Raw genomic sequence first — 13,802 nt, forward strand, 5'->3', positions numbered from 1 at the left:
GCTTTTGCTTAAATAATGGCAATCAATATGACCCAGCTGTCCCATTCTTTCCTTGATTATTTTCTGATGATTCTTTTAATCTTCGGAGTTAATCTGTTTACTTTATGCCGTTTTAAAATATTATAAACTCCTGAATAGGATGGCGTATGCTTTCCTAATTTGGGATTCAATATACTAACAATTTCATATCTGTTGTTTCCTTTTTCTCTTAATTCAATTACTTTTTGTTCTATAAAAGGCAAAGGGCGTCTGGTTTTATATCTTGGACCCCGCTTTTGGGGCAGTAAATCTATTGGCTTTCCGCTCTGCTTATAGCGATTGTAATACTTTAAAAAACTTTTTCTGCAGGTGTCATTGGCTGTATAAAAATCCATTGCTTTTTTATAAAGCGGATGGGTTTTGTTTTTTACCTGTTCATATTCTTTTATTAGAAAACGATATTTCTCTAAATAGTTCCGCTCTAATGTCGAATCCTGACTATTATTTCTCATCGTAACAAAATTTATTAAAGTTAAATTTTGTTACCGAATTATCTAACATCTACAGGAAGGACAATCGTTGCGGTTACTTTATGTTAAGTATTATGTTTGTTATTCAACAGAAAACCGAAACCCAATACCATGAAGGTTTTCAATCGAAATTCCTTTTTCATTTGATAGAATTTTACGCAGTCGGGAAATAAAAACGTCAAGACTTCTTCCCATAAAATAATCATCGGTTCCCCAAAGGGCAGTTAAAATTTGTTCTCTTTTTAAAACAAGGTTTCTATTGTCAAGAAATAGTTTCAGTAATTCGGCTTCTCGTTGTGTCAGTCCCACTTTTTCTTCTTCATTAAAGAGAATAAAATTTTTGGTATCAAATTGATACTTGCCAATCTCATAAACCGATTTTTCGGTCTTATTGTTTTTTTGGGAACGTTTCAGGAAAATTTCAATTTTCAGGATTAATTCCTCAATACTAAAAGGCTTAACCAAATAATCATCGGCACCAAGACGAAGTCCTTTTATACGGTCTTCTTTTAAAGTTTTAGCCGAAAGAAAAATAATAGGCACATCAGTATCCAGTTTTCGTACTTCTTCGGCCAATTCAAAACCGTCCATTTTTGGCATCATAATGTCAAAAATACAAATATCAAAATCTTCATTTTTAAAAGTTTCTAAACCTGATTTTCCATCGGTACAATGAATTACTTCATAGTTATGCTGCTCCAAATTGTCTTTGGTTAAAAAAGCAAGCGTTTCATCGTCTTCGGTGTAAAGTATTTTGAAGTTTTTCATTTTTTATAAGGAATTGACAAAGTTATGGTAACTCCGTTATCTGTATTATTTTCAGCTTTTATTTTCCAGTTCTGCAGACTGCAAATTTCTTTAACATAATATAAACCAAGTCCAAAACCGTTTACTTCATTACTCTTTTCGTTTTGAACGCGATAAAATTTATCAAATATAAAAGATAATTTTTTAGTAGAAATACCAATTCCGTTATCGATGAATTCTAATTTTAAAGTCGCATTTTCCTCGACTATTTTAATTGTAATTTCCGGTTTTTCATTGCAGTATTTTACCGCATTATCTAAAAGATTATAAACCAAATTGGCAAAATGAAAAACATCTGTATCCAATAAAAATTCCTTTGAAGTGCTTTCAATTTTAATAACAGCTTCGGGATATTTTAACTGAATATTTTCGATCGCTTCTTCAATAATCGGAACAATTAAAACCGTTTCTTTTTTTAATTCTAAAGGTGCATAATCTGATTTGGCAATATTTAAAATCTTCTCAATATGATGATTCAGCTTATTACTTTGATTGATAATAATCTCTGTATAAGTATGCAGCTTTTTATCATCTTTAATCGGGTTTTGTTCGCTTAAATATTTCGACGCAATTAAAATGGAAGATAAAGGCGTTTTAAATTCATGCGTCATATTATTAATAAAATCACGCTGTAATTCAGAGTATTTTTTTTGTTGTAAAAGTGTGAAAATCGAATAAACGTAAATCAATAAAATCAAGATCAGCATAATCGAAAGCACAAACCAAAAGCGCATTGAACTGAATAAATACGTCGTTTCATTAGGAAAACGAACCGCAAAATAATAAACTAAATTTTTATGTTTAGGAAAATAAACCGTCTGTTTACACTCTGATTTTTTTTTCGATAAAGAAATATAATCGCCATAAATCATTTCATCACTTTGGCAATTGTACATGGCATATTCAAAATCAGTCGTAATGTTCATTTTTTTGAATTCTGTTTTCAGATAAAACTCTAAAATATCAGGTTCAAATTCGTTGTCGACATTTACGATATAATAATCGTTGGCAATTTTTTGTACAGGATTTTGTGCCGGAAGTTCATGATTGGTTCCTTCGTATAATTTTTTGGCCACTTCCAAAAGCGCAAGATGGGCTTTTTGGCTCAGCTTTTTTTGTTCAATTGTAAAAGCCTCTTTGGTCCAAAGCAATTGCGCCACCAAAATACTGATAATGGCCACCAAACCGAGAATTATAATGCTATTGAGTTTATTTATTTTCAAGAAAACAGACTTTAGAGAGTGTAATATTAATCAAAATTCTAGTTAAAAACAGCGATTAACAAGTCATTAACAAACATTTGAAATCGGTTAACAGCGATTTGTTTTTGTCTGAATTACCTTTGTAATATAAAATTTGAACTATAAACCATTTAATATATTTAACTATGAAAATCATTAAAATTTCTATGTTGGCTTTGGCATTAAGCTTAATGTCTTTTTCGGCCATTGCTCCGGTAAAATCATTGGTTTCTGAAACAGCAGTTATCGAAACTGCCTCTACAATTGTATGGAAAGCAGAAACTATAGATGTTGGTCAAATTCCGCAGGGAACACCAAAAGCTATCGTTTACGAATTTAAAAATACAGGAAAAACAGCAGTTGTAATTACAAATGTTCAAGGTTCATGCGGTTGTACAGCAACAGATTATACTAAAGAACCAATTTTACCTGGCAAATCTGCAAAAGTTACGGCAACTTACAATGCAGCAAACAAAGGTGCTTTTACAAAAACAGTTACAGTAACAACAAGTGCTGAAACTACTCCAAAAGTACTTACTTTAAAAGGAACGGTTATTTAAATAAGGTTAGTTATAAAGTGGAGACTCCAAATATATGCCATGTATTTGGAGTTTTTTTATGCCTAAAAATGAAATAATTTTATTTTTTAATAGACTTGTTTTAAGTAAATCTTTTCTATTTTTATTAAAAATATTGTTATGAAAATTTGGCATTCATTTATCGCTTTTGTACTTCTTTTCACCATCGTTTCCTGTAATTCAAAAGGAGAAAAAAAAGAAGAAAACCAGAAAGCAGCAAAAGTAGTTATACCAGAACTGAAACTTTCTATTGACAGCACGGCTATTGCTGCTTTTTATGAAACCTATCCCAAATTGAAAAATTTTCAGGCTGAGGTAAATTCTTTGTATTTAAAAAAGAAATCTACTCAGTTATGGCTCGACAATAAAGGTGTAGTCGAATTTGGAAACACTTTGTACAGCAAATATAAAGGATTGGAAAATGAAGGGTTGAAAGCCAATTTTCCGTATAAAGAAATCAATGAAGTCTTTGACGGTAATGCCGATAATAAACTTTCAAAAGTCAATACCGATTTGATGATTACGAATCTATATTTTTATTATACCGAAAAAGTATATAGAGGATTTGATGAAAAAACTTCCAGATCGTTAGAATGGCTTCTGCCGAGAAAAAAACTCAATTATCAGGTTTTTACCGATTCTATTTTTAAAAAATCGACTATAAATGACGATAAGAAAAGTAAAATGTTCAGCCAGTATTATAAGCTTCGTGATGCTCTTAAACAATACAGAGAAATCGAAAAAAAGGGCGGCTGGAAAACAATAGAAGTTGAGGAAAATTTTAAAAGTTTAAAACTGGGAGATTCATCGGCAATTGTTTCACAAATTAGAGAAAGACTTTTTGTAACCCAGGATCTTAAAGAAGATAATAAAAGCGCTGTCTGCGATTCTATTTTAATTAAAGCTTTAAAAAACTACGAATTGCATCATGGATTTACGCCAAAAAATAACATTCTGCCAGAACATATCGCAGATTTAAATATTCCGGTTTCAGATAGAATAAAAACAATTATCGTTAACATGGAACGTTGCCGCTGGATCGATCCTGAACTGGAAAAAGGCAAACAATATATTGAGGTTAATATTCCTGAATTTAAATTGTACCTTATTCGTGACGGAAAAATTGCTTTTACATCGGCAGTTGTAGTGGGAAGAGCGATGACAAAAACGGTTATTTTTAGCGGTACAATGAGTAATATTGTTTTCAGCCCATACTGGAATGTACCGCCGAGTATTATTGCTAAAGAGATAAAACCCGGAATGGCCAAAAACAAAAATTATCTAAAACAGAAAAATCTGGAATGGAACAATGGTGCTGTGCGTCAGCTTCCGGGAATAAACAATTCACTTGGATTGGTAAAGTTCTTGTTTCCAAATACAAGTAATATTTATCTGCATGATACGCCATCAAAAAGTTTATTCGAAAGAGAAAGCAGAGCTTTTAGCCACGGCTGTGTACGTGTTGCAAAACCTCGTGAACTGGCAATTGAAATATTAAAAGAAGATCCGAAATGGACCGAAGCCCGAATAGATAAAGCTATGCATGCCGGCAAAGAAAGCTGGTATACCGTAAAGAAAAAATTCCCGGTTTACATAGGATATTTTACGGCATGGGTAGATCGAGAAGGACAATTAAACTTCTATAAAGATATTTATCAAAGAGATGAAAGTCTGCTTAAATTATTGACAGAGGAATAAAAGATTTTGCCACGAATTACACGAATTTTCACTAATTTTTTATCTGTAGAAAGGATAAATCATAATTCGTGAAAATTCGTGTAATTCGTGGCGAAAAAAAATTAACGCAAAACGTCAATACACTTATAAAAACGTTTGGTATAATGTTCCGTATCCAAAGCGGTAATGGTCACTTTTTGTGCTTTTCCGGATGAAGCATGAATAAATTTCGACTGCATTCCGTTGGCTTCGCAGATTATTCCCAAATGGCCTACAACGGTTCTGTCCTTGTATCCGTAAAAAACTAAAATATCTCCCACTTTAAAATCCTCAGGTTTTAAGGCAGTGCCTAAGTTTTTATAGCTGCCGGAACTTCTTGGCAGAGTCATGCCAAAATTTTTAAAAACATAACTTACAAAACCGGAACAATCAAATCCTTTTTTGGGATCACTGCTGGCGTATTTATAAGGAACATCCAAATATTTTTTAGCATACTCGATAATAGAATCGCGATTAATTTCAGTTTGAATTTTTGAATTATAAACAAGGGTTTGCTGTTCGTTCTTTTTTGTAGTAAAAGAAGAAAATAAGATAATAGATAAAAGGGCTGATAAAAGATACGATCGCATTATTTGTAAGTAAAAATGGGTTGAATCGCTAAAGATAGAGCCTAAATTTTGTAAATCAAAAGAATACCCTGTAACTAATTGTAAGAATTAACAGTTTTAACAATTGAACGATGGGTTTATGTGGTGTTTTTTTATTGCTTTTTGATGTTTTAGTATCTTTTTTGAAACAGTATTTCAGATATATTTGTGAATTACTTTTATAATTAACAAATAAATTATGTTTCTTAAAAAATATTCGTTTATAATTTTGTTTTTGCTGATTTCGACTCTTTCGATAGCTCAAAGTCTAAATCAAAATAAAACTTTTCTTTATGCAGGTCGAATTGAAAAACTTCAAAATGATAAGGTTATTTTGATTGGAACGGCATCTTCAGTTTCTTTTAATTTTAGCGGGAACGAATGTTCCATTTCACTTCAAAGTGTAGATGCTTATGAACATCATAATTATGTTTCCTTGGTTTTGGATGGAAAATATTTAGGGAAAATTAAAATTGAAAAAGGGGCAGTACAATCTTTTCCAATAAAAGCGGCTTCAAATAGAAAAGAGCATCGTCTCGAAATTTATAAAAATACAGAAGCGCACACTGGCGGTGTTTTATTTGCTGGAACAACGGCAAAATTGACTTCAATTTCATCAAAAAAGAAAAAGAAAATCGAATTTATTGGCGATTCTATAACTTGCGCGGCAGCAAGTGATTCTGTTGATTGTGACAAAGGAGAATACATGGACCATCATAACGGATATTATGCTTATGGACCAACACTTTCAAGAGCCATTGATGTAGATTATTTGACTAGTTCTGTTTCCGGAATTGGAATGTATCGCAATTGGAATGACGAAAACAAAGATGAAGCCATAATGCCGGATGTTTATCAGAATTTATATTTGACGAAAGACAATTCAAAACCTAAATATGATTTTGCTTTTCAGCCGAATATTATCAGCATTGCTTTAGGAACAAATGATTTTTCTGGCGGAGACGGAAAGAAAGAACGTTTGCCTTTTAATGCTGAAAAATACGTTTCTAATTACATTAATTTTATAAAAATGCTTTATGTGCACAATCCGAAAGCGCAGATTGTAATTACAAACAGCCCAATGGTTAATGGAGAAAAAGCAGTTGTTTTTGAAGATTGTCTGCATAAAGTTAAAAATGCTTTTGCTAATGATAAAGAACACAAGACTATTTTGATTTTCAAATTCAAACCAATGAAACCAAAGGGATGTTTAGGTCATCCTGATGTTGCAGATCAAAAAGTGATGGCAGATCAGTACGGACCTTTTTTAAAAAAGCTTCTAAATGAAAAATAAATTACTCTTCGTTTTCTTGTTTATGATTTTTGGTTCGGCTAAGGCCAATGTTACGCTTCCTGCTATTTTTGGCGATAATATGGTTTTACAGCGCAATTCTGAAGTTAGAATTTGGGGCTGGGCGAATCCTAAAGAAGAAATTAAATTAGTTTCCAGCTGGAACAATCAGGAATATAAAACCGTTACAAGTAATCAGGCAAAATGGGAACTTGTTATAAAAACTCCTGAAGCGGGCGGACCATATACAATTTCTCTAAAAGGATACAATGAAGTTGTACTCAAAAATATTTTAATTGGTGAAGTCTGGCTTTGTTCCGGACAATCGAACATGGAAATGTCAGCAAGTTGGGGAATTGACAACGGCGATGAAGAAGTTAAAAATGCGGCAAATCCGAATATTCGATTTTTTACGGTTTCAAAATCTACAGCTTTAACTCCTCAAAATAATGTATTAGGAAATTGGGTCGAATCGACTCCGGAAACCATGAAGTATTTCAGTGCCGTTGGTTATTTTTTTGCCAAACGTTTGCGCGAAGATTTAAAAAATGTTCCTATCGGATTAATTTCGTCTAACTGGGGCGGTACTCCGGCCGAAATCTGGATGCCGGAAGAAGTCGTTAAAAACGATGTTGTATTATTAGAAAATGCCAAAAAACTAAACGAACAGGAATATGGTCCGCATCAACCCGGACGAGCTTATAATGCTATGATTGCTCCAATTGCGGGATTTAAAATTGCAGGAACGATCTGGTATCAGGGCGAATCGAATGTGGGATCTTTGGTTTACGATAAAACGCTTTCGGCTTTGATTACCTCTTGGAGAAAGGCATGGAACGATGAATTTCCTTTTTACTTCGTTCAAATCGCACCTTATAAAACCGGAACTAATAATTTCGCTAACGTAACGGTTAGAAATTCTCAAAGAAAAATTTTAAAAGAAGTCTCGAAAACGGGAATGGTTTTGACTTCTGATATTTCGGATACGATAGATATTCACCCGAAAAACAAAAAATCAGTTGGAATTCGTTTGGCAAATCTGGCTTTGGCCGATACCTATAAAGTGAATTCAAATTTGGTGAATGGACCGCTTTTTAAAGAAATTAAAGTAGAGAAAAACAAAGTGACCGTTTCTTTTGATTATGCAGAAGGCTTATATTTTAAAGACAAAAAATCGAATCAATTTGAAGTGGCTGGAGTCGATGGTATTTTCTATCCGGCAGATGCTTCAATAAAAAATAATCAGGTGATTTTGACAAGTAAAAAAGTATTGAGTCCGGTAAAAGTGAGATTTGCGTGGGGAAATACAATTCAGTCGGATTTGTTTAATAAAGTGAATTTACCGGCTTCTTGTTTTACGACAGAATTTTAGAATGATAGTCCCGATAGCTATCGGGATTGCCCGCGGATTTTACTGATTGAACGGGTTAGCGCAGGTTTTTTGTTTGCTTTTGTCAGGCTGAGCGGAGTCGAAGCCCCGCAAAGTGAGATACACAAAGTTTTGTCATTTCGACTGAAAGGAGAAATCACACAAGAAACTCCTCACAGAATGTCGCCAATCTTTGTCGAATCCCGAGTGTGATTTCTCCTTTCAGTCGAAATGACAAGATTGTCTCTTTTGAAAACGATTTTGCGTGAGGGATAGCAGTGGAAAGCCCACAGCCTGACGAAGGAAGTGCGAGGACTTGTAACGAATAGCCCGATTCGCCGCGGCGAAACCAAGCCCAAAAGAATAAACTCAGTATCTCAGAATCTCAGCACCTTAGCGGCTTTTAAAAATAAACTAACCATGAAAAATAAAAAAATAATAATTATTGGGGTTTTGTCCCTGTTTACTGTTGAAAATATGAATGCACAAAAAAAGCCGTATTTAGATAAAAACAAAACTATTGAGCAAAGAATTGATTTGCTTTTGCCTTTGATGACATTGGAGGAAAAAGTGGGGCAGATGAACCAATACAATGGTTTTTGGGATGTTACGGGACCGGCTCCAAAAGGCGGAACGGCTGAATTAAAATACGAGCATTTACGAAAAGGATTAGTGGGCTCAATGCTTACGGTTCGTGGTGTGAAAGAGGTTCGTGCCGTGCAGAAAATTGCGGTTGAAGAAACTAGATTAGGGATTCCGCTTATCATTGGGTTTGATGTAATTCACGGTTATAAAACGTTAGGTCCGATTCCGCTGGCAGAAGCAGCAAGCTGGGATTTAGAGGCGATTAAAAAATCGGCGGCGATTGCGGCTGATGAAGCTTCAGCATCTGGAATTAACTGGACGTTTGGACCAAACGTAGATGTGGCAAATGACGCTCGTTGGGGACGTGTGATGGAAGGTGCAGGAGAAGATCCTTATTTGGGAAGTAAAATTGGTTATGCGAGGGTAAAAGGTTTTCAAGGGGAAACAATTGCCGATCTGGCTAAAGTAAATACAATTGCGGCATGTGCGAAACATTTTGCTGCGTATGGTTATGTGGAGGCTGGATTAGAATATAATATCGTTGATATTAGTAATTCTAAACTGTACAATTCGGTTTTGCCTCCTTTTGAAGCGACTGTAGAAGCTGGAGTTCGTACGTTTATGAATTCGTTTAATACTTTAAACGGTGTTCCGGCAACTGGAAATACTTTCCTGCAGAGAGATATTTTAAAAGGAAAATGGAAGTTTGATGGATTTGTAATCTCGGATTATGCTTCGATTCGCGAAATGATCGCACACGGATATGCCAAAGATGAAGCCGATGCAACAGCAAAAGCTGTTATTGCGGGTTCTGATATGGATATGGAATCGTATTTGTATGTGGCAAAATTGGTTGATTTGGTAAAATCTGGAAAGGTAAAAGAATCTTTGGTTGATGATGCGGTTCGCAGAATTCTTCGTGTGAAATTTGAATTGGGTTTATTTGATGATCCGTACAGATATTGTGATGAAAAACGAGAAAAAGAAGTTGTTGGAAGTAAAGCCAATAATGACGGTGTTCTGGACATGGCAAAAAAATCTATTGTTTTGTTGAAGAACGAGAAAAATTTGCTTCCGCTGAAGAAATCCGGACAAAAAATTGCTTTGATCGGCGCTTTGGCAAATGATAAAAACAGTCCGCTTGGAAGTTGGAGAATTGCTGCTGATGATAATACTGCGGTTTCGGTTTTAGAAGGAATGCAGCAATATAAAGACAATCAGTTGATTTTTGAAAAAGGAGCCGACTTATTGAAACAAAAAGCAACTTTCTTAACGGAAACGGTTTTCAACACAACTGACAAAAGCGGATTTGAAGCGGCAAAAACAGCGGCAAAAAATGCCGATGTTGTGGTTATGGTTTTAGGAGAATACGGTTTTCAGAGCGGGGAGGGAAGAAGCAGAACTGATTTGAATCTGCCTGGGTTGCAGCAGGAATTATTAGAGGAAATCTACAAAATGAATCCGAATGTGGTTTTGGTTTTAAATAATGGTCGTCCGCTGAGTATTCCGTGGGCTGCAGAAAATGTTCCGGCGATTGTAGAGGCTTGGCAACTGGGAACACAGACAGGAAATGCGGTTGCGCAGGTTTTATATGGGGATTACAATCCAAGTGGAAAACTGCCTATGTCGTTTCCGAGAAATGTAGGTCAGGTGCCAATTTATTACAACAAATACAGCACTGGAAGACCAATTGACAGCGACAAAAATGTCTTTTGGTCGCATTATATGGACGTGGAGAAAACGCCTCAATTTTCGTTTGGTTTTGGATTGAGTTATACTAAATTCGATTATAAAGATTTGAAATTGAATAAAACATCTTTTGCAAAAGGTGAAAAAGTTGAGGTTAGTGTTGACGTTACAAACACAGGAAATTATGACGGAAAAGAAGTCGTGCAATTGTATATTCACGATGAATTTGCGAGCATCGTTCGCCCAATTAAAGAATTAAAAGGGTTTGAATTGGTAAGTCTGAAAAAAGGTGAGACTAAAACGGTAACTTTTACTTTAACAGAGAAAGAACTTGGTTTTTATGACAACGAGGGGAATTATTTAGTAGAGCCCGGAACTTTTAAAATTATGGTGGGAGGAAGCTCTGATAAAGGTTTACAAAGTGGTTTTGAGATAAAAGAATAGGTTTTTCTTTAGGTGCAAAGTTTCAGAGGTACAGAGGTGCAAAGTTTTTTTCCGCGACCCGAGCGATAGCGAACTGGCGAAGAAATTCACGAATTTTTCAATAGCCCCTAGCTTTAGCTAGGGGAATAAGATTTGAATAATTAAGGGCTTTAGCCAAACTTCGTAGGTTTGGCTAAAGCCCTTTTGATTGTATTTATATTTTCATCCAGCTAAAGCTGGACGCAATTGATTTTTTTATGAAGTAAAAGCTAAAGCAGAAAGAATATGTTCTCTTTTTAATTCTGGAAAATCTTCAAGAATTTCGTCAAAAGACATTCCGGTAGAAAGCCACGAAAGAATATCTGAAACACAAATTCTAGTTCCTGTAATTACAGGTTTACCAAATCTAATGTCAGGATTTATTGAAATTAAATTTTGCCAGTTATTATTCATAATTTTATAATTTACACAAATTTACAAAAATTAAATACGATTTTGATTTTAAAATATTCATGTTTGTTTCTACCTTTAAATTCTATTAAAATTCCAACCTTTATACTAAAACGATGAAATATAACAGATGTGGTAAAAGCGGTTTATTACTGCCGGAGATTTCTTTAGGATTATGGCATAATTTCGGGTCGGTGGATAATTTTGAGAATGCTGAAAGTATCGCCGTAGAAGCTTTTAATAAAGGAATTACTCATTTTGATCTGGCTAATAATTACGGACCTGTTCCGGGTTCTGCTGAGGAAAATTTTGGTAAAATACTATGGCATAACTTTCAGGGAAACCTGCGTGATGAAATCGTAATTTCTACAAAAGCGGGTTATACCATGTGGAATGGCCCTTACGGAGATTGGGGATCTCGAAAATATCTGCTTTCGAGTTTAGACCAAAGTTTGAAGCGAATGAGCATTGATTATGTGGATATTTTTTATTCGCACCGCCCAGATCCTGAAACACCAATTGAAGAAACCATGATGGCGCTGGATCACGCTGTGAGAAGTGGAAAAGCGTTGTATGTTGGAATTAGTAATTATTCGGCAGAGCAGACTCGTGCTGCGGTTGATGTTTTAAAACAACTGGGAACGCCGTGTTTGATTCATCAGGCCAAATATTCGATGCTCGAACGCTGGGTAGAAAATGGTTTACTGGATGTTTTAGAAGAAAAAGGAGTAGGCTGTATTGCTTTTTCGCCTTTGGCACAAGGACTTTTAACGGACAAATATTTAAACGGAATCCCAGAAAATTCGAGAGCGCATAATCCAAACGGTCATTTGAAAGAAAATGAAGTTACAGAAGAACGTATTCAGAAATTAATTCAGTTAAATGAAATTGCGAAAAGCAGAAACCAATCTTTAGCACAATTGGCATTGGCATGGCTGCAAAAAGACAGACGAATTACATCGGTTTTAATTGGTGCCAGTTCTGTAAAGCAATTGTGTAATAATATTGATTGTTTACAAAACACTGATTTTTCGAATGACGAATTAAATGCTATTGAGAAAATATTGTCTTAATTGTTAATTATAAATTGTTAATTGTAAATGTTGAAATACATGGTTGTAGAGACGCACAGCAGTGCGTCTAACGTCCAGTTTGCGTCATGTATATCGTTGCGCATAAGACGCACTGCTGTGCGTCTCTACGGAAATTGGGTTGAGATAATATTATTATTTCTTCAACTTTAAATTGTATTTTTTTACAATCTCTAAGGTCGATTTATCGGTAGAAAAAACAGAATTCAAACCTTGTGGTTCCTGTGGCGGATCTGTTGTTAAAGGATCACTTGGATTCCATTTTCCGTCTTTAGTAATTGCTTTTCCTTCACCGCCAAATCCCCAGAAGTTTGCAGCTTGCAGCGGACCCTTATTTTTGACACTTTCGGCCACCCGGCTAAAAATATAATTGTAGAAGATATCTCGGTTTGCAACAGAAGATACCGCTGTTAAATTTTCGTTTTCTCTTGGAAGACCAAATTCTTCAATAATTATCGGGCGTTTTAAATGGTTTGCCACTTTTACGTGATCGTCAATATATTTTCCGGCATTTTCTAAAGTCGTTGGTAATGTTTTTTCTGGATTATCTGCTTTAAACCAACCCCAGTTTTTGGGCCAAATATGCATCGTTAAATAATCGATATTCGGATTCTGATGCGTGCGTTCAAAAATTTCCATGCTGTCATTTGAACTGTTTTTACCTTCAGAACCTGTCGAAATTAAGTGGTTTTTGTCAAGATTATCAATTAAATCAACGATGTTATTCAGCCAAATGGTAAATTTTGCTTCATTTTCCGGCGTAAAAGTGCGGGGTTCATTCCCAACCTGCCACGCCATAATGGTGTTATCATCAGTATATTTCTTTTTAGAATACGAATTTGTTCTTCCAATAATAAATTTTACATGATTTTCTAAAGCTTTCATACAAGGTTCACAGCTGTGAAACTGTTCTGTATATGCCATAAACTGAGGCCAGGTATTAGGCGGAATTGCAGGAACCGGAATTGCACCTTTTCCGTTCCATTCTAAATACTGCGACATGCCGCCAGACCATTCCCAGTTATTGGTTAGGTATAAAACGGCATACATTTTACGTTTGCCCATTTCGCTGATTAAAAAATCAAGTCCGTCGAGTAAATCTTCATCGTATTTTCCCTGCTCGTATTGCAGTGCCGGACGAACGGTAAAATCATATTTTCCGCCATCGGCACCCACTAAAATACGCAGATTGTCAATTCCGTTTTTTTGCAACAAATCGAGTTCGCGCAATAGTCTTTTTCTGTCTCCCACTTTTTTTGAAGCCAGTAAACTTCCGTACCAATAATTCGTTCCAATGTAGGCGTAAGGTTTATCGCCTTTATAAAATTGGTTTCCTTTTATGGTAATTTTTTCCTGCGCCTGACAAGCGATTGCTGAAAAAATAAGAGTTAATCCAAGAGTTTTTAGAAGTTTATTTTTCATGGTTTGTTTTGTTATTGTCATTG

Annotated in this window: 12 protein-coding genes; 6 read left to right on the top strand and 6 right to left on the bottom strand. The window is 35.0% G+C overall.

Annotated features, from left to right (window positions below; translation table 11 throughout):
* Positions 1-56 precede the first annotated feature (56 nt).
* The 3 genes from AC1RRQ_RS12380 to AC1RRQ_RS12390 form a co-directional block, all read right to left on the bottom strand.
* Positions 57-491, bottom strand: a complete 435-nt coding sequence (locus AC1RRQ_RS12380; RefSeq protein ID WP_493023342.1) for a hypothetical protein — start codon at positions 489-491, stop codon at positions 57-59.
* A 99-nt stretch (positions 492-590) separates the two neighbouring features.
* Entirely contained in the window at positions 591-1,277 is a 687-nt protein-coding gene (locus AC1RRQ_RS12385; RefSeq protein WP_493023343.1) for a response regulator transcription factor, read from the bottom strand.
* On the bottom strand, positions 1,274-2,539 hold the full coding sequence (locus AC1RRQ_RS12390) for a sensor histidine kinase (RefSeq protein WP_493023344.1): 1,266 nt from the start codon (positions 2,537-2,539) through the stop codon (positions 1,274-1,276). The genes AC1RRQ_RS12385 and AC1RRQ_RS12390 overlap by 4 nt, the downstream gene beginning before the upstream one ends.
* Positions 2,540-2,703: 164 nt before the next feature.
* Between AC1RRQ_RS12390 and AC1RRQ_RS12395 the strand changes: the two genes are divergently transcribed.
* A complete protein-coding gene (locus AC1RRQ_RS12395; protein WP_493023345.1) occupies positions 2,704-3,117 on the top strand; it encodes a DUF1573 domain-containing protein in 414 nt (137 codons plus the stop codon).
* 138 nt (positions 3,118-3,255) lie between these two features.
* On the top strand, positions 3,256-4,833 hold the full coding sequence (locus AC1RRQ_RS12400; RefSeq protein WP_493023346.1) for a L,D-transpeptidase family protein: 1,578 nt from the start codon (positions 3,256-3,258) through the stop codon (positions 4,831-4,833).
* A gap of 101 nt (positions 4,834-4,934) precedes the next feature.
* On the opposite strand, the gene AC1RRQ_RS12405 is transcribed toward AC1RRQ_RS12400, so the two are convergent.
* Entirely contained in the window at positions 4,935-5,441 is a 507-nt protein-coding gene (locus tag AC1RRQ_RS12405) for a C40 family peptidase (protein WP_493023347.1), read from the bottom strand.
* Positions 5,442-5,658: 217 nt separating this feature from the next.
* Between AC1RRQ_RS12405 and AC1RRQ_RS12410 the strand changes: the two genes are divergently transcribed.
* The 3 genes from AC1RRQ_RS12410 to bglX all read left to right on the top strand — a co-directional run bounded on the left by AC1RRQ_RS12410 (position 5,659) and on the right by bglX (position 10,837).
* On the top strand, positions 5,659-6,753 hold the full coding sequence (locus tag AC1RRQ_RS12410; protein ID WP_493023348.1) for an SGNH/GDSL hydrolase family protein: 1,095 nt from the start codon (positions 5,659-5,661) through the stop codon (positions 6,751-6,753).
* Positions 6,743-8,122: a sialate O-acetylesterase gene (locus tag AC1RRQ_RS12415; RefSeq protein WP_493023349.1), complete on the top strand. Its 1,380-nt coding sequence runs from the start codon at positions 6,743-6,745 to the stop codon at positions 8,120-8,122. The genes AC1RRQ_RS12410 and AC1RRQ_RS12415 overlap by 11 nt, the downstream gene beginning before the upstream one ends.
* 417 nt (positions 8,123-8,539) lie before the next feature.
* Positions 8,540-10,837: a beta-glucosidase BglX gene (bglX, locus tag AC1RRQ_RS12420; protein WP_493023350.1), complete on the top strand. Its 2,298-nt coding sequence runs from the start codon at positions 8,540-8,542 to the stop codon at positions 10,835-10,837.
* A 234-nt stretch (positions 10,838-11,071) separates the two neighbouring features.
* Here bglX and AC1RRQ_RS12425 read toward each other — a convergent pair whose 3' ends face one another.
* The gene (locus AC1RRQ_RS12425) at positions 11,072-11,269 is read right to left on the bottom strand and encodes a DUF433 domain-containing protein (RefSeq protein WP_493023351.1); all 198 of its coding nucleotides are present in this window, start codon (positions 11,267-11,269) and stop codon (positions 11,072-11,074) included.
* A 113-nt stretch (positions 11,270-11,382) separates the two neighbouring features.
* Here AC1RRQ_RS12425 and mgrA point away from each other — a divergent pair, with 113 nt between their 5' ends.
* A complete protein-coding gene (mgrA, locus tag AC1RRQ_RS12430) occupies positions 11,383-12,339 on the top strand; it encodes an L-glyceraldehyde 3-phosphate reductase (protein ID WP_493023353.1) in 957 nt (318 codons plus the stop codon).
* Between the two features lie 153 nt (positions 12,340-12,492).
* Here the strand turns inward: mgrA and AC1RRQ_RS12435 are convergent, their stop codons facing one another.
* The gene (locus AC1RRQ_RS12435) at positions 12,493-13,779 is read right to left on the bottom strand and encodes a glycoside hydrolase 5 family protein (protein ID WP_493023354.1); all 1,287 of its coding nucleotides are present in this window, start codon (positions 13,777-13,779) and stop codon (positions 12,493-12,495) included.
* Positions 13,780-13,802 lie beyond the last annotated feature (23 nt).

This window comes from Flavobacterium sp. GW821-FHT12A05 (assembly GCF_058807735.1).

What these genes read in the sequence shown, in the direction of transcription:
- AC1RRQ_RS12435 (WP_493023354.1), bottom strand. Translation starts at nt 13,779, where the DNA reads ATGAAAAATAAACTTCTAAAAACTCTTGGATTAACTCTTATTTTTTCA.
- mgrA (WP_493023353.1), top strand. Translation starts at nt 11,383, where the DNA reads ATGAAATATAACAGATGTGGTAAAAGCGGTTTATTACTGCCGGAGATT.
- AC1RRQ_RS12415 (WP_493023349.1), top strand. Translation starts at nt 6,743, where the DNA reads ATGAAAAATAAATTACTCTTCGTTTTCTTGTTTATGATTTTTGGTTCG.
- AC1RRQ_RS12385 (WP_493023343.1), bottom strand. Translation starts at nt 1,277, where the DNA reads ATGAAAAACTTCAAAATACTTTACACCGAAGACGATGAAACGCTTGCT.
- AC1RRQ_RS12395 (WP_493023345.1), top strand. Translation starts at nt 2,704, where the DNA reads ATGAAAATCATTAAAATTTCTATGTTGGCTTTGGCATTAAGCTTAATG.
- AC1RRQ_RS12380 (WP_493023342.1), bottom strand. Translation starts at nt 491, where the DNA reads ATGAGAAATAATAGTCAGGATTCGACATTAGAGCGGAACTATTTAGAG.
- bglX (WP_493023350.1), top strand. Translation starts at nt 8,540, where the DNA reads ATGAAAAATAAAAAAATAATAATTATTGGGGTTTTGTCCCTGTTTACT.
- AC1RRQ_RS12405 (WP_493023347.1), bottom strand. Translation starts at nt 5,441, where the DNA reads ATGCGATCGTATCTTTTATCAGCCCTTTTATCTATTATCTTATTTTCT.
- AC1RRQ_RS12400 (WP_493023346.1), top strand. Translation starts at nt 3,256, where the DNA reads ATGAAAATTTGGCATTCATTTATCGCTTTTGTACTTCTTTTCACCATC.
- AC1RRQ_RS12410 (WP_493023348.1), top strand. Translation starts at nt 5,659, where the DNA reads ATGTTTCTTAAAAAATATTCGTTTATAATTTTGTTTTTGCTGATTTCG.
- AC1RRQ_RS12425 (WP_493023351.1), bottom strand. Translation starts at nt 11,269, where the DNA reads ATGAATAATAACTGGCAAAATTTAATTTCAATAAATCCTGACATTAGA.